At 62.8% G+C, this 23,332-nt stretch carries 19 protein-coding genes; 9 read left to right on the top strand and 10 right to left on the bottom strand.

What is annotated here, in order from left to right; all coding sequences use genetic code 11:
* Window position 1: 1 nt before the first annotated feature.
* The gene (locus P9A16_RS01595; protein ID WP_024271658.1) at window positions 2–946 is read right to left on the bottom strand and encodes a hypothetical protein; all 945 of its coding nucleotides are present in this window, start codon (window positions 944–946) and stop codon (window positions 2–4) included.
* Window positions 947–1,793: 847 nt separating this feature from the next.
* Here P9A16_RS01595 and P9A16_RS01590 point away from each other — a divergent pair.
* Window positions 1,794–3,272, top strand: a complete 1,479-nt coding sequence (locus P9A16_RS01590) for an outer membrane beta-barrel protein (RefSeq protein WP_023516794.1) — start codon at window positions 1,794–1,796, stop codon at window positions 3,270–3,272.
* 3 nt (window positions 3,273–3,275) lie between these two features.
* Here P9A16_RS01590 and galU read toward each other — a convergent pair whose 3' ends face one another.
* Window positions 3,276–4,163, bottom strand: a complete 888-nt coding sequence (gene galU, locus P9A16_RS01585; RefSeq protein WP_024271659.1) for a UTP--glucose-1-phosphate uridylyltransferase GalU — start codon at window positions 4,161–4,163, stop codon at window positions 3,276–3,278.
* A 218-nt stretch (window positions 4,164–4,381) separates the two neighbouring features.
* On the opposite strand from galU, the gene P9A16_RS01580 reads away from it, so the two are divergent.
* A complete protein-coding gene (locus tag P9A16_RS01580) occupies window positions 4,382–5,602 on the top strand; it encodes a lytic murein transglycosylase (protein WP_050743801.1) in 1,221 nt (406 codons plus the stop codon).
* Between the two features lie 181 nt (window positions 5,603–5,783).
* Window positions 5,784–6,932: an SGNH/GDSL hydrolase family protein gene (locus P9A16_RS01575; protein ID WP_278025512.1), complete on the top strand. Its 1,149-nt coding sequence runs from the start codon at window positions 5,784–5,786 to the stop codon at window positions 6,930–6,932.
* A 71-nt stretch (window positions 6,933–7,003) separates the two neighbouring features.
* On the opposite strand, the gene P9A16_RS01570 is transcribed toward P9A16_RS01575, so the two are convergent.
* Genes P9A16_RS01570 through P9A16_RS01560 form a run of 3 tightly spaced genes read right to left on the bottom strand, consistent with a single transcriptional unit; the run spans window position 7,004 to window position 9,344 of the window.
* Complete coding sequence (locus P9A16_RS01570) at window positions 7,004–8,347, bottom strand: sensor histidine kinase (RefSeq protein WP_272789954.1); 1,344 nt, start codon at window positions 8,345–8,347, stop codon at window positions 7,004–7,006.
* Window positions 8,344–9,009 carry a response regulator transcription factor gene (locus tag P9A16_RS01565; RefSeq protein ID WP_023515673.1) on the bottom strand — a complete coding sequence of 222 codons (666 nt, stop codon included), beginning with the start codon at window positions 9,007–9,009 and terminating at the stop codon, window positions 8,344–8,346. The genes P9A16_RS01570 and P9A16_RS01565 overlap by 4 nt, the downstream gene beginning before the upstream one ends.
* A complete protein-coding gene (locus P9A16_RS01560) occupies window positions 9,009–9,344 on the bottom strand; it encodes a PepSY domain-containing protein (protein WP_024271661.1) in 336 nt (111 codons plus the stop codon). Before P9A16_RS01560 ends, P9A16_RS01565 begins: the two co-directional genes overlap by 1 nt.
* A gap of 112 nt (window positions 9,345–9,456) precedes the next feature.
* On the opposite strand from P9A16_RS01560, the gene P9A16_RS01555 reads away from it, so the two are divergent.
* Together P9A16_RS01555 and P9A16_RS01550 are read left to right on the top strand one after the other, a co-directional pair.
* The gene (locus tag P9A16_RS01555; protein WP_024271662.1) at window positions 9,457–9,720 is read left to right on the top strand and encodes a PepSY domain-containing protein; all 264 of its coding nucleotides are present in this window, start codon (window positions 9,457–9,459) and stop codon (window positions 9,718–9,720) included.
* Between the two features lie 53 nt (window positions 9,721–9,773).
* Complete coding sequence (locus P9A16_RS01550; RefSeq protein WP_278025511.1) at window positions 9,774–10,739, top strand: calcium-binding protein; 966 nt, start codon at window positions 9,774–9,776, stop codon at window positions 10,737–10,739.
* A gap of 220 nt (window positions 10,740–10,959) precedes the next feature.
* Here the strand turns inward: P9A16_RS01550 and P9A16_RS01545 are convergent, their stop codons facing one another.
* Window positions 10,960–12,417: a glutamate synthase subunit beta gene (locus tag P9A16_RS01545; RefSeq protein WP_023515511.1), complete on the bottom strand. Its 1,458-nt coding sequence runs from the start codon at window positions 12,415–12,417 to the stop codon at window positions 10,960–10,962.
* 124 nt (window positions 12,418–12,541) lie between these two features.
* The gene (gltB, locus tag P9A16_RS01540) at window positions 12,542–17,266 is read right to left on the bottom strand and encodes a glutamate synthase large subunit (RefSeq protein ID WP_024270888.1); all 4,725 of its coding nucleotides are present in this window, start codon (window positions 17,264–17,266) and stop codon (window positions 12,542–12,544) included.
* A gap of 135 nt (window positions 17,267–17,401) precedes the next feature.
* On the opposite strand from gltB, the gene P9A16_RS01535 reads away from it, so the two are divergent.
* On the top strand, window positions 17,402–17,728 hold the full coding sequence (locus tag P9A16_RS01535) for a hypothetical protein (protein WP_156032032.1): 327 nt from the start codon (window positions 17,402–17,404) through the stop codon (window positions 17,726–17,728).
* Window positions 17,729–17,784: 56 nt separating this feature from the next.
* Window positions 17,785–18,831: a threonine aldolase family protein gene (locus P9A16_RS01530; protein WP_050743794.1), complete on the top strand. Its 1,047-nt coding sequence runs from the start codon at window positions 17,785–17,787 to the stop codon at window positions 18,829–18,831.
* 60 nt (window positions 18,832–18,891) lie between these two features.
* Here P9A16_RS01530 and P9A16_RS01525 read toward each other — a convergent pair whose 3' ends face one another.
* Window positions 18,892–19,353 carry an Hsp20 family protein gene (locus P9A16_RS01525; protein WP_023515711.1) on the bottom strand — a complete coding sequence of 154 codons (462 nt, stop codon included), beginning with the start codon at window positions 19,351–19,353 and terminating at the stop codon, window positions 18,892–18,894.
* 452 nt (window positions 19,354–19,805) lie between these two features.
* Between P9A16_RS01525 and P9A16_RS01520 the strand changes: the two genes are divergently transcribed.
* Window positions 19,806–20,768: an alpha/beta fold hydrolase gene (locus P9A16_RS01520; RefSeq protein ID WP_023515712.1), complete on the top strand. Its 963-nt coding sequence runs from the start codon at window positions 19,806–19,808 to the stop codon at window positions 20,766–20,768.
* Window positions 20,769–20,777: 9 nt separating this feature from the next.
* Here P9A16_RS01520 and hisN read toward each other — a convergent pair whose 3' ends face one another.
* Window positions 20,778–21,551: a histidinol-phosphatase gene (gene hisN, locus P9A16_RS01515; protein ID WP_023515713.1), complete on the bottom strand. Its 774-nt coding sequence runs from the start codon at window positions 21,549–21,551 to the stop codon at window positions 20,778–20,780.
* A gap of 270 nt (window positions 21,552–21,821) precedes the next feature.
* On the bottom strand, window positions 21,822–22,706 hold the full coding sequence (locus tag P9A16_RS01510; protein WP_023512678.1) for an N-formylglutamate amidohydrolase: 885 nt from the start codon (window positions 22,704–22,706) through the stop codon (window positions 21,822–21,824).
* A 190-nt stretch (window positions 22,707–22,896) separates the two neighbouring features.
* Between P9A16_RS01510 and cpdR1 the strand changes: the two genes are divergently transcribed.
* Window positions 22,897–23,259, top strand: coding sequence for a response regulator CpdR1 (cpdR1, locus tag P9A16_RS01505; protein ID WP_023512679.1), 363 nt, complete (start codon window positions 22,897–22,899; stop codon window positions 23,257–23,259).
* Window positions 23,260–23,332 lie beyond the last annotated feature (73 nt).

Below are 23,332 nucleotides of genomic sequence, written 5' to 3'. Positions count from 1 at the left end.
ATCAGAACCGATAGGTCAGGCCGAGAACCGGGCCGCTGAGGCGCGTGTCATAGACGTGACCGCCGCGCTTGTAATCAACGTCGAGTACCTTGTAGCCCACGGAGGTGGATAGGCGATCGCTGAAGACATAATTGACGGTTGCCAGCGCCGACCATGTGAGATCGGAGCCGGCGCCGAATCCGCCGATGTCAGCCTGCGCCTGCACCGACAACTTTTCCGTGATAGGAAGGAAGGCGCGTAGACCGACCAGTGGATCGACCCAGCCGAAGCTTTCGTCGTGATTGACAGACCCTCTCAAGCCGCCAATGCTCCCGGTAAGCGTCACATCGTTCGAGATGTACCAGAAGCGAGCGCCGCCAAGGGCATCCAGAGTGAACTGCGATGTATCGACAACCCGGTACCCGCCCATCATCGTGGCAGTGAACTGCCTCGTGTCAATCTTCGCATCGATGTTGCCGCCCGGCGGGATCACGCCGACACCCGGAATCGTCAATGCAGGCAGCGGCCCGACCCCATGGCCATCCGTCGTATCGACATACATGATGTCGCCCGAAAAGACGAAGCGGTCGTAGCGTCCCCAGATGTTGATGAAGCCGCCGAAATTTAGGTCGTCCATGACGTCGGAGAACGACTTTTCTACGCCGATCGTCGGGCCTCGTTGAAACGGAGAAATGCGCCCGTCAAGGCCGGCCGCCCACAAATAGGGCGTGACCTGCAAGGCCCAATTTTGGGTGTCTACCGGGACTTGCCCTTCCGCCAAGTTGAGAGCAGTGTCCGCGCCATACGCGGAATGCGCACCGCAAAGGGATAGGGCAAGGACGACGGCATACCAAGGCGACAGAACCTCGCCAATGCCGGCGACGAACGGTCGCTCTTGAGGAGTGTGGTAGGCTTGATTCCGACCGTTGACCAGATCTAGTAATTTTTTGCCGGATCGAAACAGCATGACGCTCCCCCTCTCTTTCCATTCACGTCAACTAAATTACTGATATCAATTCATAAATTGCGATATTTAATACTATGCTCCATACAGGTCTCACCAAGTTCACGCAACCCACGACAGATTTGATTCAAGAAACTCGCGATCTGCAGGGGACGCTTTAAGCGTCCTCACCTCCTGCCATGAACGGCAGAAATTAAGGTCGGAAGCGGAAATGCCAATCGCGCAGCGACAGAAGCTCCACCATCCAGCATTCCAAGATCGCCGTCAAAATGGGACATCCCGTCATCGTATTGGAGACAACAGGGCATCCCATGCCACGGGGGAAGGCACGAACGGATGATGGTATGTCAGGGAAACTGTAACCCTAGGTCTTCGCTCGAAAGTCCATGCAGCTATCCGGGAATTCATTACGGAAATCGTCTTCGACAGCGACGACCATTCCGCAATCGTCATCATAGCCAATGGTGTTTCCCATACCGGATTCAGCATGGGCGTTTCAATCGACAGTTCAGAGCACTAGCAGCGTAGTCGCATGGGACGAGAGTTCGCTCCACCGAATTTTCGAAGAGGTCCCTCGCTTGCAGCGATGCACAGCGTGCTTTGCTGAAACACGGTAAGGGGAAAAGAGATCCTTGCAGATTTTCACCACCTGTTAACCATAAACTAACCCTTGGCTAATAGAGTGTTACCATGAGCGTAGACGTGGGAAATAACGCCGTTTTCCAAACACTTAAGCGCGAAGCGCCCGTGTAAGCAAAACAGCATTGGACTTTACGTTCGCTTAGGAAATCAAAAAGGGTCGCAGGCCGCAGACATGCCAAAGGTAGAAGCAAGAGATCGCGAGGCAAGGATGCCCCGCCTGTCATGGCCTCTGGCCGGTCTTCTGCTTGCCGGCACCATGCTTGCAGCCACCCCGGCGTTCGCCCAGCAGCAGACCGTAAACGAGACACCCACATTCCAGGAGCCGCTCGACCCCCTCGTCCAGGCAACCGGGAGCGAGACGCCGGACACGATGGCGTTGCCGGGTGCCGAGACCACGGCATCGACCGAAGCGCTGAGCGACCCCGCCCTCACGGGCGACCAGGCCGAGGCGCTTTCCGAAGCCGCCAGCGACAACGAGGCCATCCGGCGCACCGCCAGCGAGGGTGAGCGGCTGAACCTGCGGGAAGGCAGCGCCGACGCGACGAGAAGCAATTTCGGCGACCCCTATGAGCCGACCGGCATCCGCGTCGGCACGTTCGTGCTGCGTCCATCGATTACCCAGAGCATCGGCCATGAGCGCACGAAGGCCGGCAGCACGACGCGCCGGACCTATTCGCAGACCGGTTTTCGCGGCTCGCTGACCTCCGACTGGTCCCGCCACCAACTGATCATCAATGCCGAGGGCATCTACCAGCGCAACATAAGCGGCACCGGCGAGACGGAGCCGCAGGCGCGCATCGACAGCGACCTGCGCCTCGACCTCAGCGACGACACCATCGCGAACCTCACGGCCGGCTACAGTTTCGAACGCGAGGATTCCGCCGATCCCAACGCCGTCGACGGTGCCAGCGCCCAGTCCGGCGTGCATGGCTTTACCGCCGGTGCGCGCGTCCAGCGCGATTTCGGCGTGATCCGCGGCACGATCGGCGCCGAGATCGATCGCGAGGTCTACGGGTCGGTAAAACTCGCCAATGGCGGGAAGCTCAGCCTTTCCGATCGGAATTTCACGGAAGGCACGCTGACGGGACGCGTCGGCTTCGAACTGTCGCCGGCGCTGATTCCCTATCTCGAGGCTTCGATCGGCCGTTCGATCTATGACGAGAAACGCGATTCACTCGGCTACGAGCGTTCCAGTTCAACGGTGGTCGGTCGTGCCGGCGTGGAAATCGACCTTGGCGAGAAGCTGCGTGGCGATCTCGGCATGGGCTATCGGCGCTCCGCCTTCGACGACAGCCGCCTGAAATCGATTGCTGCCCTCGCGCTCGACGGCACGCTCACCTGGTCGCCGCAGCGCGGCACGGAACTCCGGCTCGGCCTCGCCACAGCGATCGAACCGTCTACCACCGCGGGCGAAAGCGGCTACGTCTCCTATGCCACTACGGCCGAACTGACGCACGAACTGCGCGAAAACCTCGTCGCGCGCCTGAGCGGCGCCTATACGTGGCGGGATTTCCGTTCGTCCGGCAGTGCCGATCAGAATGTCTACCTGGTCGGCACGGGTCTCACCTGGGACTTCAACCGCTGGCTCGCGCTGACCGGCGACGTCTCCTACGAGTTGACGAGCCAGTCGCGCGGCAGCGATACCGGCGTCACGCGCGCCGGCATCGGTCTCGTCCTGCGTCGCTGAAGCTTATTTCAGCTTGGCGACGAGTTCCTTCAGCGGGCCTTCGACAGTCGGGCGGATATCCGCGCGGGCCAGCGCGAAGGCGATGTTGGCCAGAATGAAGCCGTCCTTGGCGCCACAGTCATAGGTCTCGCCGCGGAAGTGGTAGGCGGCGAACTTCTGGACATCGGCAAGCTTCACCATGGCGTCGGTGAGCTGGATCTCGTTGCCGGCGCCCCGCTCCTGCGTGGAAAGGATCGGGAAGATTTCCGGCTGGAGAATGTAGCGGCCGTTGATGAAGAAATTGGAGGGCGCTGTGCCCTGCGGGGGCTTCTCGACCATCTTGGTGATGGCAAAACCGTCGCCGATCTTCTCGCCGACGCCGACGATACCGTATTTATGGGACTGCTCCGGCGCGCATTCCTCGACAGCAATGACGTTGGCCCCGCTGTGCTCGAAAAGCTCGACCATCCCCTTCAGGCAGCCCTTCTCACCCTTCATGATCATGTCGGGCAGGAGCAGCGCGAAGGGTTCGTTGCCGACCAGCTCGCGGGCACACCAGACGGCATGGCCGAGACCCAGCGGCTCCTGCTGGCGGGTGAAGCTCGTCGAGCCGGCGACCGGCAGGATGCTTTCGAGCAGCGTCAGCTCGGCGGTCTTGTTGCGTTGGCGCAGCGTCTGTTCCAGTTCAACCTGGATGTCGAAATAGTCCTCGATGACCGCCTTGGAACGCCCCGTCACGAAGATCAGGTGCTCGATGCCGGCGTCCAGCGCCTCGTCCACCACATACTGGATGACGGGCTTGTCCACGACGGTCAGCATTTCCTTCGGAACGGCCTTGGTGGCCGGGAGGAAGCGGGTGCCGAGACCGGCCACTGGGAAGACTGCTTTGCGAACCTTGCGTGCCTGCGACATATTCACCTCGTTGCGCCCGTCGCCATCATGGCCGGGACGTATTTGTGCCGAAATAGAAGCCAATTGCTATTTTTTTGCAAAGGAAGACTTTTTTGCGAAGGAAGACGGGGCAAATTTTTGATGGTAAAGAATTTGTTGACTTCGTTTTTATAAGTTTTGCGTTCAGCCGGTGGTTCCACGCCATCGTACCGAAATTTGAGAAACGGACACGACAGCTGATGACACAGAATCTGAAAACCGTTCTGCGCCGATCCGCGCTCACTCTCCTCCTGTCGGCCGGGCTTTTCGCCCAGGCCACCGCGGCCCGCGCGGACGCCCGCTTCCAGAAGTGGATCGCCGACTTCTACGCGACGGCATCGGAAGCCGGTATCAGCAAATCGACCTACCAGAAGGCGTTTTCCGGCGTCAAGACACCCGACCCGGCCGTCCTCGAAAAGGCCGCCTACCAGCCGGAATTCAAGCACAAGATCTGGGACTACCTTGATTCGCGCGTCAACCCGTACACGGTGCGCATCGGCCAGGAAATGGCGGCAAAACACGGCCGCACGCTCGCCGCCCTCGAGCGCCATTTCGGCGTCGACCGCAACATCCTGCTGGCCATCTGGTCGATGGAATCGAACTACGGCGCGGTGCTCGAAAAGGACGACCGGCTGCACTACGTACCGCGAGCGCTCGCAACACTCGCCTATGCCGACAAGAAGCGTGCGAAGTTTGCACGCACGCAGCTGATTGCCGCCTTGAAGATCATCCAGCGCGGCGACATTGCGGCCTCCGACATGACCGGCTCCTGGGCCGGCGCCATGGGCCATACCCAGTTCATCCCGACGAGCTATCTGATCTATGCCGTCGACGCTGACGGCAACGGTCACCGCGACATCTGGAATTCGGTGCCGGACGCACTGGCGACCGCCGCAAACCTGCTTGCCAAGAACGGCTGGCAGGCCGGCAAGACCTGGGGTTACGAGATTATCGTACCGACCGGCGGCAGCAAATATTCCGGCCAGACGAAGACGCTTGCCCAATGGGCGAAGCTCGGCTTCACGCGCCCGAACGGCTCCGGTTTCAAGAACGGCGCGGACCGCGCCGAGCTGAAGCTGCCGGCAAACGGCGGACCGGGCTTCCTGATGACCAAGAACTTCTTCGTCATCAAGCGCTACAACGCATCGGATTCCTACGCGATGGGTGTCGGCATGCTCGCCGACCAGCTCGCCGGCTATAGCGGCGTCAAGCAGCGCTGGCCGCGTCCGGAGGGCACACTCGACATCACGGAAAAATTCGAGCTGCAGACCCGTCTCAAGGAACTTGGCTACTACGACGGCGAAGTGGACGGCAATTTCGGCTCCGGCTCCAAGGCCGCGATCCAAGCCTTCCAGAACCGCATGGGCCTCTCGGCGGATGGCGAGCCGAGCCTGCAAGTGCTGAAGGCCCTGCGCCGCTAGGGCCTGTCGCAGTGAGGCGAAGGCGCCTCGGCCCCGACATTCGATAGTGCTCGAATCCCATAGAGACGAACAGGGGCGCTCCGGCGCCCCTTCTTGTTCGGGCTTTCGCTTGGCCCGCGCATTTGCCATCATGCCGCCACCGGGATCCGGCAGGGTAGCGCTCGAGACGGGAGCCTTCGCGATGAGCACGACAACGACCATGCGGATTGTGCGCCTCGGACTGGCCTTTGTGGCTGGGGCGAGCATCGTGGTGACCGCTCTTCCGGCCGAAGCCCAGCAGCGCAAGGAGCGCAAGACCATCCTGGAACTGCTCTTCGGCAAACCGAAGCGCGAGGAGGCCGCACCGGAGCGACAAATCAAGAAGCCGCGCACCGTCAACCGCAAGAAGAAGCAGACGACGACCATCGCGACGAAACCGGAGCCTGCGGCGATCGAGAAGCTGCCGGACGCCAAGGTCGTGCTTGTCGTCGGCGACTTCATTGCCGGAAGCCTCGGCGAAGGCCTCGTCGCCGCCTTCGAATCGACACCCGGCATCATCGTCGAGCGGCGCACCAACGGTTCTTCCGGCATCGTACGCGAGGACTACTACAACTGGCCGGCCTCCCTGCCCGGCCTGATCGCGGAAACGAAGCCCGCCCTCGTCGTGCTCAGCATGGGCGCCAACGACCGGCAGCAGATGGCGGTGGCCGGCGAGAAGGAAAAGTTCCGTTCCGAGGCCTGGACAAAGGAATATGAAGCACGGGTGGAGCGCCTTGCCACGCTCGCCCGCCAGGGCGGCAAGCCGATGATGTGGATCGGCATGCCGGCCTTCCAGTCTTCGGCCATGACGGCCGACATGACGACGCTGAACACCATCTATCGTGCTGGTGTCGAGAAGGCCGGTGGCGAATTCGTCGACATCTGGGACGGCTTCGTCGACGAGAACGGCAAGTTCGTCATTTCCGGCTCCGACATCAACGGTCAGCAGGTGCGCTTGCGCGGCTCCGACGGCATCAACTTCACCAAGGCCGGCAAGCGTAAGCTCGCCTTTTATGTGGAGAAGGAAATCCGCCGCGTGCTGGGCGACGCCGCTGCCGACGGCCCCGGACTGCAGGGCGACCTCAAGGATCTGGTGGTGACCGCACCGGCCGAGGACACCGAAATCACCAAGACCCTGCCGATCAGCCTCTCCGACCCGGCACTCGATGGCGGCACCGCGCTGCTCGGGGGCACGGCGATCAAAGGCAACGGCAAGAGCCTGCGCGAAAAGCTGGTGGAGAAGGGCGAGATCGCCGACGCCCCGCTCGGCCGGGTCGACGATTTCCGCTTGAATAAAATTGCAACGCCTTGATCATAGACGGGTGCTGCGACGGCGCCCTGCCTTCGAGGCTGTTGTGCGCCTTTCGCTGCTCGGCAGTCGAATCAGGCCACGATCCGGGGCAACATGATTCGGGCACAGAGACCGGGCTTGCGGTTTTCCAGCACGAAGCTGCCATTCGCCTCCTCGACGAAGCTCTCCGCAATGGCCAGTCCCAATCCCGCGCCTTCGCTCGTCGTGTCGAGACGGCCGCCGCGCTTCAGCACGAACTCGATCTCCTCCTCGGGGATGCCCGGCCCGTCATCGACGACTTCGATGACCGCGGCCGCCCCCTCCGCCCGGGCAAAAATACCGACGGTGGTCTTGGCGTAACGCGCGGCATTTTCCGCAAGGCTGCCGAGGATTTCGGCGAGGTCCTCGGCATCGATGCGCAGAATGAGGCCCGGTTCGATTTCCTGCTGCCAGTCGAGGTCACGCCCGGCCGGCGTGCGCGAGACCACGCTGACGACCTGCGAGGCGACGCGGCCGAGATCGCTGCGTGCCGTGTGCCCACGCTCGGCCTGGCGGGCACGAGCCATTTCGTGATCGACATGGCGGCGCATGCGCAGGATGATCGCCTCGATATCGCGAGCGACGCTCTCCTCGCCCCGCTCGCGCAGGCGCAGCACGTCGCCGGAGAGGATCTGCAACGGTGTCTTGAAACCATGGGCAAGGTCGGCTGCCCGCTCGCGCGCCTTGCGCAACTGGTTCTCCCGCGATTGCAAGAGGGCATCCACCTCGCCGGTGAGCGGCAGGACCTCGTCCGGGAAATCGGTCCCGAGCCGTTCCGCCTTGCCGGCGCGAATGGCCGAAAGGCGCTCCGTCAGCGTCGCCAGCGGACGAAGGCCGACGAAGATCTGCACGAAGCTCGCAGCCAGGAGAAGGACGGCGAGCACCTGCACATAGGGCAGAAGATCTCCCTCGAATTCATCCGTGGCGCGCGAAATATCAGTTCGATCGATGGCGACGGCGACACGCAGGGGCAGCGCCCCGGCCCGCTCGCTGGTCACAACCTCACGCTCGACGAGCAGCAGCGCCGCATCCCCCGGCCCCTTGATGGTCGCCGTATGCACACCGCCGGCCGGGATATCCGGCAGGGCCAGCACATCGTCCCAGAGCGAACGGGAGCGCAGCCGCTTCCCGTCCCCCTCGATCTGCCAGTAGAGCCCCGAAAGCGGCCGCTCGAACCGCGGATCGACCGGCGGCTTGACGAGGTGGAGCGTGGCGCCCGGCTGTTCGGCAAGACCGGCGATCACCTGGTTGAGATGCAGCATCAACTCGGCGGCGATACGCCGCTCCACATGCCGCTCGAACAGTGTCGACAGAACGAAGAACGCCGCCACGAGGGCGGCGATGATGGATGCGGCGCCGGCAAGCGCCAGGCGGAGACGCAGCGAACGGCGCGTCACGGAGCAGTCTCGCCCATATAGTAGCCGAAGCCGCGCCGCGTGCCGATGGCAACCGCGCCAAGCTTCTTGCGAAGGCGCGCGACAAGTGCTTCCAGTGCATTGGCATCGCGGGAGAAATCATCGCCGTAGAGGTGTTCCTGCAGCTCGGTCGGCGGCACGATGCGGTCGCGGTGATGGCCGAGATAGCTGACGAGGCGATACTCGAGCGGTGTCAGCGACTGCGGCACGCCGTTGACGCTGACGCGCATCGCCCGTGTGTCGATGGTGACGGTTCCGATGGCGATCGTCGCCGCGCCGTGCCCGACGGACCGGCGGATGAGCGCACGGGCACGGGCCAGCAGCTCCTCGAACTGGAAAGGTTTCGGCAGATAGTCGTCGGCGCCGGCATCGATGCCCTCGACACGCTCGGCCCAGCTTCCGCGGGCTGTCAGCACCAGCACCGGCATGTGGCGGCCGTTGGCGCGCCAGCGCTTCAGGAGAGACATGCCATCCATGCTGGGCAGGCCGAGATCGAGGATGATGAGGTCATAATCCTCCGTATCTCCCAGGAACCAGGCGTCCTTGCCGTCCGAGGCGGTCTCGACGGTATAGCCGGCCCCCGTCAGCACGGCGGAAACATCGGCCGCAATGCGGGCATCGTCCTCGACGAGAAGCAGGCGCATCAGTCGTCGTCGTCCTCTACGATCGCCATCGTCTTGGCATCGAGCTGCAACTCGATGATCTGGCCGGACGGCTGGATGAACTCCAGCTCATATATATAGCGATCGCCTTCACGCTCAAGCTCGACTTCGATGAGATCGCCCTCGACATGCTTGCGGGCTTCCACGATGATCTGCTCGAGCGGACGCACGAGGCCCTGTTCGAGGGCGCGGCGCGCTTCTTCATGCTCTACCGCATCGTCGTCATCGTCCGCTTGCGCGCCCATCGGCGGCACCACGGAAAGGGCGACGAACAGGGCCAGCGCCAGCGGAAAAGGGGTCAATATCTTCTTGATCATGGGCCTACCTATACGCGCATCAAGCTGACAAATCGCTGACAGCGCCTGTCAGGCAAGCAACAGGCGGGCTGTGCGAAACCTCTCCTCACAACGACAGGAAAGGACTTCGCAAATGCGCCCCATCACGACCGGCCTTCTCGCCGCCAGCCTGCTTGCCCTTAGCGTGCCGGCCCTTGCAGAAACCACCACTGCACCCGTTCGCAAGACGCTGGAACAGGTCGCCACGGAACTTTCGGCCAAGGGCTACGTTATCCGCGAGCTCGAAATGGACGACGGCCACTTCGAGGCAAAGATCGTGGATGCAAAAAACGTGATCAGCGAAGCCAAGATCGACAGCTACACCGGTGAGATCCTTCGCCTCGAGCGCGAAGACTGATCCCCGCCCTCTACCCATTCCATTGACCTCCCAAAAGAACAAGGACACTCCTCATGGTTAAGATTATCGGCACCTCTTCCAACAACACGCTCAAGGGCCAGTCGACGGGCGACGACCTCTACGGCAAGGGCGGCAACGACAAGCTCTTCGGCTATGGCGGCAATGACGACCTGGAAGGCGGCGCCGGCAACGACTGGCTGCAGGGCGGCACCGGCAATGACGAACTGACCGGCGGCTCGGGCCGTGACACCTTCGTCTTCTCCGCCGGCCGCGACGAGATCGACGATTTCTCCACGAGCGCCGACAAGATCATCATCGACAGCGCCCTCGGCGTGAAGAGCTTTGCCGAGCTGAAGGCGATCGCCAAGTCCGTCGATGGCGGCGAAGACGTGCGCTTCGACTTTGGCAACGGCAATACGCTGACGCTCGAGGACACCAAGCTGTCGAGCCTCAAGGAAAGCCACTTCTCCTTCAAGGCAGTTGACACCGACGAGCCGAAGGACCCGCGTTCGGGCGATGACGTGCTGAACGGCAACAGCAAGGCCAACACCATCTCCGGCGGCGACGGCAACGACCGCATCTCCGGCCACGGCGGCAACGACAAGCTTTCGGGCGACGCCGGCAACGACAAGATCTGGGGCGGCTCCGGCCATGACGACCTGGAAGGCGGCTCGGGCAACGACCAGCTCTTCGGCGGTTCGGGCAATGACGATCTCGAAGGCGGTTCCGGCAACGATCGCCTGGACGGCGGCACCGGCAACAACGAGCTTGAAGGCGGTGCCGGCCGCGACACCTTCGTCTTCAAGACCGGCAAGACCGAGATCGAGGATTTCCAGGCGAATTTCGACACGATCGAGATTTCCAAGAGCCTCGGCGTCTCCAGCTTCGCCGACCTCACCGATATCGCCCGCACGGCCGATGGCGGCAAGGACGTGGTGTTCGATTTCGGCCAGAGCGAACTGCGCCTCGACGACGTCAAGCTCGCCGATCTCTCGGCGTCGGACTTCCTCTTCGTCTGAGGCAGACACGGCCCCTCATCCCGCTGCCGCGACCTTCTCCCCGCAAGCGGGGAGAAGGGATTTTGCGGCAAGGCCACGCCCAAAACACTGGAAAGCGATGCGGCATACGCCTTCTCCCCGCTTGCGGGGAGAAGGTGCCGGCAGGCGGATGAGGGGCACTTCACCAACAGCAAAGGGCGCGCCGGTTTCCCGGCGCGCCCTTTCATCCTTGTCGAAAAACTCAGCGCGGCAGCGTGGTGGAACCCATCAGCGCCTCGTCGATCGCGCGGGCGGCCTGGCGGCCTTCGCGGATCGCCCAGACGACCAGCGACTGGCCGCGACGCACGTCGCCGGCGGTCCAGAGCTTTTCCACCGAGGTCTTGTAGTCGCGGTCGTTGGCGATGACGTTCGAGGAGCCGCGCTTGTCGGTGTTGATCGCGAGCTTGTCGCCGAGATCCTTCAGCACGCTGTTCGTGAAGGGCCCGCGGAAGCCGATGGCGATGAAGGCGAGGTCCGCCTTGATGATGAACTCCGTGCCGGCGATGGGCTTGCGGCGATCGTCCACCTGGCAGCACTTGACACCCGTCAGCACGCCGTCCTCGTCGCCGACGAATTCGAGCGTACCGACCTGGAACTCGCGCACCGCACCTTCGGCCTGCGAGGAGGAGGTGCGCATCTTCGTCGCCCAGAACGGCCAGACGGCGAGCTTGTCTTCCTTTTCCGGCGGCTGCGGGCGAATGTCGAGCTGCGTGACCTTCACTGCGCCCTGGCGGAAGGCCGTGCCGACGCAGTCCGACGCGGTATCGCCGCCACCGACGACGACGATATGCTTGCCGCCGGCGAGAATCGGATCCGACGGCCAACCGACGCTGTCGATGTTCTCGCGGCCGACGCGGCGGTTCTGCTGCACGAGATAGGGCATGGCATCGTGCACGCCGGTAAATTCGACGCCCGGAATACCGGCATCGCGCGGCGTTTCGGAGCCGCCGCAATAGAGCACGGCGTCATGTTCGGCGAGCATCTCGTCCATCGGCTTGTCGACGCCGACATTGACGCCGTAATGGAAGGTGACGCCCTCGCCCCGCATCTGGTCGACGCGGCGATCGATAAAATTCTTCTCCATCTTGAAGTCCGGAATGCCGTAGCGCAGCAGGCCGCCGGCCTTGGACTCGCGCTCGTAGAGGTGGACTTCGTGGCCAGCGCGGGCGAGCTGCTGGGCGGCCGCCATGCCGGCCGGGCCGGAACCGATGACCGCGGCCTTCTTGCCGGTCTTCACCGTCGCCGGCTGCGGCACGATATAGCCCATCTCATAGGCCTTGTCGGCGATGGCCTGCTCGACGGTCTTGATGGAGACCGGCGCATCCTCCAGGTTCAGCGTGCAGGCTTCCTCGCAGGGCGCGGGGCAGACGCGGCCGGTGAATTCCGGAAAGTTGTTGGTCGAATGCAGGTTGCGGATCGCCTCTTCCCAGTTGCCGTTATAGACGAGGTCGTTCCAGTCCGGGATCTGGTTGTGGACGGGACAGCCCGTCGGGCCGTGGCAATAGGGAATGCCGCAGTCCATGCAGCGCGCGGCCTGCTTCTGGACCTCGGGGTCCGACATCGGGATGGTGAACTCGCGGAAATGGCGGATGCGGTCGGAGGCCGGTTGATACTTCGCCACCTGCCGGTCGATTTCCATGAAACCAGTAACCTTGCCCACGTAAAAAATCCTCACTCAAAGACGGGCGCCGCTCGGGGCCCGATGCCGGAAGGCCGGCCAAGATGAATTCGATGCTGATGGCGTCTTCGCGCCATCAGCGTGTGAAGGGTGGTGAACCGCTGCCTTATTCGGCAGCGATGCCCATCCTCATGCGCTCCATCTCTTCGAGCGCGCGGCGGTACTCGACCGGCATCACCTTGCGGAATTTCGGACGATACTCGGCCCAATTGTCGAGGATCTCCTTGGCCCGCGGCGAACCCGTATAGTGCAGGTGGTTCGAGACGAGCTGGTAGAGCCGTTCCTCGTCATGGCGCGTCATGTCGTCGGACACGTCGACCATGCCCTTGTGCATGAGGTCGCCGCCATGGTGGTGCAGCTTCTCCAGCATGTCGTCCTCTTCCGGAACCGGTTCGAGTTCGACCATCGCCATGTTGCAGCGGCGGGCGAAATCGCCTTCCTCGTCCAGCACATAGGCGACACCGCCCGACATGCCGGCCGCGAAGTTGCGGCCGGTCTGGCCGATGACAACGACAACGCCGCCCGTCATGTACTCGCAGCCATGGTCGCCCACGCCCTCGACGACGGCGACGGCACCGGAGTTGCGCACGGCAAACCGCTCGCCGGCCACGCCGTTGAAGTAGCACTCGCCCGAGATCGCGCCGTAGAGCACCGTGTTGCCGACGATGATCGATTCATGCGGCACCGCCCGGTTGCCCTCCGGAGGACGCACGACGATGCGGCCGCCGGAAAGGCCCTTGCCGACATAGTCGTTGCCGGCGCCGACGAGATCGAAGGTGACGCCGCGGGCAAGGAACGCGCCAAAAGACTGGCCGGCCGTGCCGTGCAGCTTCACGGAGATCGTGTCGTCCTTCAGACCCTTGAAGCCGTAACGCTTGGCGACGGCGCCCGACAGCATCGCACCGGCCGAGCGGTCGACGTTCTTGATATCGACCTCGAAGGCGACGGGCGTCTTCGATTCGAGCGCGGGCTTGGCCTCTTCGATCAGCTTGCGGTCGAGCACGTCATGGATCGGGTGGTTCTGCCGCTCGGTCCAGTAGGTCGCTTCCTTCGGCGCTTCGACCTTGTGGAAGATGCGCGAGAAGTCGAGACCGTTGGCCTTCCAGTGCGAGATCATCTTCTCCTTTTCGAGCAGCTCGGAGGCGCCGATGATCTCATTCAGCGAGCGAACGCCGAGCGAGGCCAGGATTTCGCGCACCTCTTCGGCGACGAAGAAGAAGTAGTTGATGACATGCTCCGGCGCGCCCTTGAAGCGCTTGCGCAGCACCGGATCCTGCGTGGCGACCCCCACCGGGCAGGTGTTGAGATGACACTTGCGCATCATGATGCAGCCGGCCGCAATCAGCGGCGCGGTGGCGAAACCGAACTCGTCGGCCCCGAGCAGCGCGCCGATGACGACGTCGCGACCGGTCTTCAGGCCGCCGTCGACCTGCAATGCGATGCGCGAACGCAGCTTGTTCAGCACGAGCGTCTGGTGCGTTTCGGCAAGGCCGATTTCCCAGGGCGAGCCGGCATGCTTCAGCGAGGTGAGCGGCGAAGCGCCCGTACCGCCATCGAAGCCGGCAATGGTGATATGGTCCGCACGCGCCTTGGCGACACCGGCGGCGACCGTGCCGACGCCGACTTCCGAGACGAGCTTGACCGAGATATCAGCTTCCGGATTGACGTTCTTCAGGTCGTAGATGAGCTGCGCCAGGTCCTCGATCGAATAGATATCGTGGTGCGGCGGCGGCGAGATGAGGCCGACGCCCGGCGTGGAGTGACGGGTTTTCGCAACCGTCGCATCCACCTTATGGCCGGGCAACTGGCCGCCCTCGCCGGGCTTGGCGCCCTGCGCGACCTTGATCTGCAGCATGTCCGCATTGACCAGATATTCGGTCGTCACACCGAAGCGGCCGGAAGCGATCTGCTTGATCGCCGAACGCTCCGGGTTGGACGACCCGTCCGGCAGCGGCAGGTAGCGGTCTGCCTCCTCGCCGCCCTCGCCGGTGTTCGACTTGCCGCCGATCCGGTTCATGGCGACGGCAAGCGTCGTGTGCGCCTCACGGCTAATCGAGCCGAAGGACATCGCACCCGTCGAGAACCGCTTGACGATATCGACAGCCGGCTCCACCTCGTCGATCGAGATCGGCTTGCGGCCGGCCGCGTCCGCGCCCTTGATCGAAAAAAGGCCGCGGATCGTGTTCATGCGCAGCGCCGAGCTGTTCACCAGTTCGGCGAATTCCTTGTAGCGATCGGCCGCATTGCCGCGCACCGCATGTTGCAGCGAGGCAATGACGTCGGGCGTCCAGGCGTGCTCCTCGCCGCGCATGCGGTAGGCATATTCGCCGCCGATATCCAGCGTGTTGGCGAGCAGCGGATCACGGCCAAAGGCGGCCCTGTGGCGGTTGAAGGTCTCCTGCGCGATGGCATTGAGGTCGATGCCCTCGATGGTCGTCGCCGTGCCGAAGAAGTACTTGTCGGTCAGCTCCGAGGAGAGGCCGATGGCGTCGAAAATCTGCGCGCCGCAATAGGACTGGTAGGTCGAGATGCCCATCTTGGACATGACCTTGAGGATGCCCTTGCCGATCGCCTTGATGTAGCGATAGACGATTTCCTCCGCATCCACCTCCTTCGGAAACTCGCCGCGCTTGTGCATGTCGGTGAGCGTGTCGAAGGCCAGGTACGGGTTGATCGCTTCCGCACCGTAACCGGCGAGAAGACAGAAGTGGTGCACTTCGCGCGGCTCGCCGGATTCAACGACGAGGCCGACCGAGGTGCGAAGACCCTTGCGGATCAGATGGTGGTGCACGGCGGCGGTAGCGAGAAGCGCCGGGATCGCCACGCGGTCCGGGCCGATCTGGCGGTCGGAGAGCACGATGATGTTGTAGCCCGAGGTGACCGCCTGTTCGGCGCGCTCGCAGAGCCGGTCGAGGATTTCCGGCAGGCCTTCGGCACCGCGCGAGACGTCATAGGTGAAGTCCAGCGTCTTGGTGTCGAAGCGGTCCTCGACATGGCCGATGGAGCGGATCTTTTCGAGATCGCCATTGGTAAGGATCGGCTGACGCACTTCCATGCGCTTGGCCTTGGCCGCACCGCCATGGTCAAGGATGTTCGGCCGCGGGCCGATGAAGGAGACGAGGCTCATGACCAGTTCCTCGCGGATCGGGTCAATGGGCGGGTTCGTCACCTGCGCAAAGTTCTGCTTGAAATAGGTGTAGAGCAACTTGGTCTTGTCGGACATGGCCGAGATCGGCGTGTCCGTACCCATGGAGCCGATCGCCTCCTGGCCGGTCGTCGCCATCGGCGACATCAGGAGCTTGGTGTCCTCCTGGGTATAGCCGAAGGCCTGCTGGCGGTCGCGCAGTGAGACGTCGCGGCGCAGCGCCCGCGGCTCGACCGGGCCGAGGTCTTCGAGAATGATCTGGGTGTTGTCGAGCCATTCCCGGTAAGGGTGCTTTGCGGCGAGCGCGGACTTCACCTCTTCGTCGGAGATGATGCGGCCCTCTTCCATGTCGATGAGCAGCATCTTGCCCGGCTGGAGGCGCCACTTCTTGACGATGCTCTCTTCCTTGACCGGCAGCGTACCGGCCTCGGAGGCGAGGATGACGCGGTCGTCGTCGGTGACGAGATAGCGCGCCGGACGCAGGCCGTTGCGGTCGAGCGTCGCGCCGATCTGCCGGCCGTCGGTGAAGGCGACAGCGGCTGGGCCGTCCCACGGCTCCATCAGCGCGGCGTGGTATTCGTAGAACGCCTTGCGCTGCTGGCCCATCAACTGGTTGCCGGCCCAGGCCTCGGGGATCAGCATCATGACCGCATGCGCCATGGAATAGCCGCCGCGCACAAGGAATTCGAGCGCGTTGTCGAAACAGGCGGTATCCGACTGGCCCTCATAGGAGATCGGCCAGAGTTTGGTGATGTCCTCGCCGAACAGCGGCGACGAAACAGAGGCCTGGCGGGCCGCCATCCAGTTGACGTTGCCGCGCAGCGTGTTGATTTCGCCGTTATGGGCGACCATGCGATAGGGATGCGCCAGCTTCCACGACGGGAAGGTGTTCGTCGAGAAGCGCTGGTGCACGAGCGCGACAGCCGATTCGAAGCGCGGATCGGCAAGGTCCTTGTAATAGGCGCCCACCTGGTAGGCGAGGAACATGCCCTTGTAGACGATGGTCGTCGAGGAGAGCGAGACCGGGTAGAAGTTGCTCTCTTCGCCCTCGTATTCGTCGTAGATACGGTTGGAGATCACCTTGCGCAGGGTGAAGAGGCGGCGCTCGAATTCGCCGTTCGTCGCGGCCTCACGGCCAGCGCCGACGAAGACCTGAACATGGCGCGGCTCGGTGGCGGCGATCTCAGGGGCCTTGGAGAGGGAAGAATTGTCGACCGGCACGTCGCGGAAACCGATGAGGACCTGTCCCTCTTCGGCAACGACATCCCCGATAACCTTCTTGAAATAATCGACGAGCTTCTCGTCCTGGGGCATGAAGATGTGGCCGACGGCATATTCGCCTGCCTTCGGCAGCGTGATGCCCTGCTTGGCCATCTCCTCGCGGAAGAAGCGGTCCGGAATCTGAACGAGAATGCCTGCACCGTCGCCCATCAGCGGATCTGCGCCGACGGCGCCGCGATGCGTCAGGTTTTCGAGCATGAACAGCCCGTCCTGCACGATCTGGTGCGACTTCTTGCCTTTCAGATGCGCCACGAAGCCGACGCCGCAGGCGTCATGTTCGTTGCGCGGGTCATAGAGTCCCTGTTTTTTCGGCAGGCCCGTTGTAGAAGCGCGCGTTTTGGCGCCCGTCGCAGTCGTCTGCGACCGGGTCTGCCGACAGTCATGTGCTTGGGTCTTCTCCATCATCGTCTTCCCTCCTGTGGCCCATCCTGCGGGCATTCGTTTTCGCCCGTGTGACCGTCATCTGCCTTTCGGCTGGGCCGGCCCCGCGAGCGACTGCTTCATGAACCCGATGCGACCAACAAGCGACGGTCGACCGGAATGATCATCAGGACCGTCTGGACAGCCAGGGTTTCGGAAGAACTCTCTTCCCTCCCCCGGCGCCGTTTCGGCAACGCGCCGCAGTCGCGGACGGTGCCTCTTCGGTCTCTTGACCGAAATAGGACAGTAAACCTGTCCTATTTCATGGGCTCTATGCCAGAAACACCCCCCGGCCGCAAGGCCATCATGCCAAATAATCACCACCTCATGAAGAAAAATTGCCCGCCCCGCCATATGCTTGAAATTAAATTACGGACACCCGGCACATTGTTTCCATTCCTTTCATTCTGGAGCCATGCGGCACTTTCGGCGGTTTTCGGCGATTGATCGCCTTCATTTCTCCATTATGGTCCTTTCGCAGCCTCATTCGAACTGGAAACCGCATGTTTTTCGCTTCCGACAACTGGGCCGGCGCCCATCCCGACATCGCACAGAGCCTCGTGACCGCAGCCGGCGGCTTCGCCTCGGCCTACGGCACCAGCGACCTCGACAAGCGTGTGGAAAAGACCTTTTCCGAGATTTTCGAACGCGACGTCGCGGTCTTCTTCGTCGGCACGGGCACGGCGGCCAATTCGCTGGCGCTCGCCAGCTTCAATCGCCCCGGCGGCCAGGTCTTCTGCCACCGCGAGGCCCATGTGAATGTCGATGAATGCAATGCGCCGGAATTCTTCGCCACCGGCGCCAAGCTGGTGCCGATCGACGGCCCCGCCGGCAAGCTCTCCCCGGATGCACTTGCCGCCGCCATCGGCCGCTTCCCACCGGATTTCGTGCATGGCGGGCAGCCGATGGCCGTCACCATCACCCAGGCGACCGAAGCCGGCACGGCCTATACGCTGGACGAAATCGCCGCCCTTTCAGACGTCGCGAAGAAGGCGCACCTGCCGCTGCACATGGACGGCGCGCGTTTCGCCAACGCCCTAGCGCATCTCGGCACGACGCCGGCGGAAATGACCTGGAAACGCGGCATCGACATCCTCTCCTTCGGAGGCACGAAGAACGGCTGCTGGTGCGCCGAAGCGCTGATACTGTTCGATCCCGGCAAGGCGCAGCAGATGCATTTCCTGCGCAAGCGCTCGGCCCAGCTCTTCTCCAAGTCCCGCTTCATCGCCGCCCAGTTCGACGCCTATTTCAAGGACGGCCTGTGGCTGAAACTCGCCCGCCATTCCAACGCCATGGCCGCCCGCCTTGCGACCGGTTTTGCCACATCGGATACAGCACGCCTCGCCTGGCCGACCGGCTCGAACGAACTTTTCGTCGTCATCCGCAACGATGCGATGAAAGCCTTGAAGGACAGGGGCGCGGTTTTCTACGACTGGCCGGCCGGCCCCGAGCTGAAGGCGACCATGCGCGCGGACGAAACCCTCATTCGCCTCGTCACCAGCTTCGCCACGACAGAAGAGGACGTCGACAGGTTCCTGTCAGTGCTTTGACACACCAAAAAGGCGGCGCCCTGCGGCGCCGCCCTTGTTCATTCCCGAGACAGCGAAAAATCAGTTCGTCTGCGCTTCGATCTGCTTGGCTTCGCGCTGGACGGCGGCGATCTCGATACGGCGCGGCTTGGCGGCTTCCGGAATCTCGCGGAGAAGATCGATGTGGAGGAGACCGTTCTTCAGCGAAGCGGCGCGCACTTCCACATGATCGGCGAGCTGGAAGCGGCGCTCGAAGGCGCGCTTGGCAATGCCGCGGTAAAGATACTGGTTTTCCTCAGCCGCTTCGTCCTTCTTCTCGCCCTTGACCGTCAGCGCATGTTCGCGCGCTTCGATCGACAGTTCACTCTCATCGAAACCGGCCACCGCCATGGTGATGCGATAGGTGTTTTCGCCGGTGCGTTCGATGTTGTAGGGCGGATAGGTCTGGGCCTGATCGGGCTGGCCGAGGCTGTCGAGCATGGTGAAGAGGCGATCAAAGCCGACGGTGGAGCGATAGAGGGGGGAGAAATCGACGTGACGCATGGTGTCCTCCTTTAGAGCAACGGTTGCGATCTTCCTGAAGGCAACACCCGATTTCTAAAGGTGCAGCCCGGTTAAACCGGCCTCCGCCCCATTCTGGCGACGGAAACCTCGACGGACCCTGTTGGCGCCCGTGACGATGAGATGGGAATGGGTTTTCGGCCGTTCAAGGGGTCCCAAGCGGCCGAAAAGGCCACGCCCTAAAAATTTTCGAGATGAACGGTGGATGAACGGCGACTTCGGGCAGCGTTCAGATTGATCCCGCTAGAACAGCATCATCGGAAGCGAAAACTTCTGACGACCGGGGTGTAACGTCCCTTCCTTCCCGGTCAAATTGCGCCGGACTGCATGTGAAGCCACCCCCGTGCCCACATGCAGCCGGCTTTTTTCTTTGACGACACTTGCGCCAGCGCCTATCCATCGATCATCGACGCCCGCCGAGACCCGCCAGCGCCATGGATTCCATCCTCAACGCCACCGCCGACAATCCCGTTCCGGAGAACCATTCCGCCGGTTTCCTGGAGGGCAGTGGCGGCGTGAAGATCCGCTATGCCGTGTTCCGCTCGAAGGAGCGCGAGGCCAAGGGCACGGTCGTGCTGCTGCAGGGCCGCAGCGAATGCATCGAGAAATACTTCGAGACGATCAACGACCTCACGGCCCGCGGCCTGTGGGTCGCCACCTTCGACTGGCGCGGCCAGGCCGGCTCGGACCGGCTGATACCGGACAGCCGTGCCGGCCACGTGATACGGTTTTGCGACTACGAAGCCGATCTCTCGCTCTTCCTGGAGAAGATCGTGCTGCCAGATGCCCGCCTCCCCTTCTTCATCGTCGCCCATTCGACCGGCGCGCTCGTCGCCCTCTCGCAGGCGCCGGCCCTTGAAAACCGCATCGAGCGCATGGTGCTCGCCGCGCCCTTCATCGCGCTCGCCGGCCAGTCGATGAGCCAGCGCAAGATCACCATCATCGCCCGCCTCGCCTCGATGCTGGGTTTTGGCAAGCGCACCTTCCGCAAGGGCGATCCGCCGCTGGACTTCGCACACAACATCGTGACGTCGGATCAAAGGCGATTTGCCCGCAATGCCGGTATCTTCACCGAACATCCGGAGCTTTCCATCAGCTGGCCCTCCGCCCGCTGGCTGAACGAGACGCTGAAGACCATGGCGCGCGTGACGCACCAGGATCATCTGACGCGCATCCGCATTCCCACCCTGCTGCTGTGCCCGACGCGGGACGCCCTCGTGCCGCGCAAGGCAATCGGCGATCTCGCACGCATCTTCCGCGCCGCCCGCCTCATCGAGATCGACGGCGCACGGCACGAGCTGTTCCAGGAGGCTGACCGCTATCGCGCACAGGCGCTCGCTGCGATCGACGCCTTCATTCCGGGAAGCGACGCCGAGCGGACGGGGCTCGGCGCCTGACCCGAAGCTTCATGCCTTCAGCAGCGCCATCGCCTCGTCATAGACCTTGCGGCTGCCCGCCGCGATGATCTCGCCACCCATTTCCGCCGGGCCGCCATCCCAGGCGGTGATGATGCCGCCCGCCTGCTCGATGACGGGAATGAGGCCGCCGACATCGTAGGGCTTGAGCCCGCATTCGACGACGAGGTCGATATGGCCGGCGGCAAGCAGCGCATAGGCGTAGCAGTCGACACCATAGCGGAAGAGCCGGACCTTTTCCTGCACGGCTTCGAACCGCGTCTTGCGGCTCTCCGTGAAGAGATGCGGCGAGGTCGTGAAGAGAATCGCGTCGGACAAGCTGTTGCAGGAGCGGGTCGAGAGGACCTTGCTGCCGTCCGGTCCGGCATAGTGCGACGCCTTGCCGTCAGCGAAATACCGTTCGCCGGTGAAGGGCTGGTCGATCAGCCCCATCACAGCCTCGCCATTGCGGTAGAGGCCGATCAGCGTGCCCCAGACCGGCACGCCGGAAATGAAGGCCCGCGTGCCGTCGATCGGGTCGATGACCCAGACATATTCCCGGTCGAGACCGACCGAACCATGCTCTTCACCAAGGATGCCATGCTCCGGAAAATGCTGCTCGATCAGCGCCCGGATCGCCAGCTCCGCCGCCCTGTCGCCCTCCGTCACCGGATCGAAGCCAGCAGCTTCCTTGTTGACGACATCGGCACCGGCGCGAAAGCGTGGCAGGGTTTCCTTCCTTGCAGCTTCGGCAAGGCGGTCGAAGAAGGCGCGATCAGGCAACATGGGGGATCTCTCGGAGGGACTGCGGACCGCCCTTCCTTACTGCATCGACACGCAAAACGGAACCGGGATGGTGCGAAAGCCCGCGCAGCGCAGGCAAAGGAAATTGCTTAACGGATCGCAAATTTGTTCCGCAGCTGCGCTTGACATTTGTGCAGCGCAATATTATTGTTTTCTTACAGTCACTCGTGGCTGTAAATACCCTCCTTGGGTGTTTCCTCCCTAGACTTAACCGCGCCCCAAGCGCGGTTTTTTTTGAGAGGAGACCGGCCCCTATTCGGCCGCCAGCGCCCGGTCGACGGCGTATTCCTCGACATGGTCGGAAAAATCCTGCAGGAACGCTGAAATCGCCGTCTGCAGCACCGCGAAATCAGGTCGCTTGGCCAGTGTCGTTTCATCGACATAAAGGCCGCGGTTCACCTCGATCTGCAAGGCATGCAGCCCCTTGGCAGGCCGGCCGTAATGTTCGGTGATGAAGCCTCCCGCATAGGGCTTGTTGCGCACCACGGAAAAGCCCATGTCCTCCAGAAGCCGCATAGCAGTGCGTGAAAGCTCGCCCGACGCACTGGTGCCGTACCGGTCGCCGATGATGAAATCCGGCCGCATGCCCGTGCCGGAGACGCGGATATTGCCCGGCATCGAATGGCAGTCGATCAACACCGAGAAGCCGAAGGTGACATGGGTGCGCACGACAAGACGGCGCAGGCACGCATGATAGGGCTTGTAGACCGTCTCGACCCGCTCCAGCGCCTCCTCCACGGGAAAGCGCTGGCGGTAGATCTCCATGTTCTCGGCGACGACCCGTGGCACGGTGCCGAGCCCGCCGGCGACCCGAATCGAATTGATGTTCGCAAAGGAGGGTAGTGCCCCCTCGAACATGCGCGGGTCGAGCTCGTACGGCTCGCGATTGACGTCGAGCCAGGCACGCGGGAAGTGTGCGATCAGCATCGGCGCGCCGAGCGCCGGCGCGACCGAGAACAGCTCATCGACATAATGGTCTTCCGAACGGCGGATACCAAGTGAATCGAGACGCGACTGCGCCAGAAAGCCCTGTGGATAACGTCGGCCGCTGTGGGGGGAATTGAAGACGAGGGGCACGCTTTGCGAAACCGGCTCCAGCACTTCGAAGTGGCTGTTTTCGCTCAAAGCCTCCGCCATTGCTGCCCTTTACCATGCCTTCAAGTCATTGCGTGTGCCATGTTGCCAGCGGCCACCCTGCGTGTCCATACTGAGAAACAAGGGATAAGGGCTTGCCCTGCCCCATTCACCGGATATTTACCGGAATACGCTCTTGTAACAGAACCGCCCGTCCGCGGGCAGACAACCTTAGCAACGGTTCCCGAACTCCATGACACCCAAGATTCTCCTCGCAGAAGACGACAACGATATGCGCCGGTTCCTCGTGAAGGCGCTCGAAAAGGCGGGCTACCAGGTGCTGTCCTATGACAACGGCGCCAGCGCCTACGACCGGCTTCGCGAAGAGCCCTTCTCGCTGCTCCTGACCGACATCGTGATGCCGGAGATGGACGGTATCGAGCTGGCCCGCCGCGCAACGGAACTCGACCCGGACCTGAAGGTCATGTTCATCACGGGCTTCGCCGCCGTGGCGCTCAACCCGGATTCCAAGGCCCCGAAGGACGCCAAGGTTCTGTCAAAACCGTTCCACCTGCGCGATCTCGTTGAAGAAGTCAACAAGATGCTGGCCGCCTAACCCCCGGAAAAGACCGCAAAATCGGCCCGTAAAAAAAGCTTCAAAAAGCTATTGACGCGCCTCAGGGTTTTGT

This window comes from Shinella sp. 838, assembly GCF_029623935.1.
Classification (GTDB): Bacteria; Pseudomonadota; Alphaproteobacteria; order Rhizobiales; family Rhizobiaceae; genus Shinella.
Note: the sequence above shows the minus strand (reverse complement) of the source record. Positions and strands in the feature narration are given on the sequence as shown.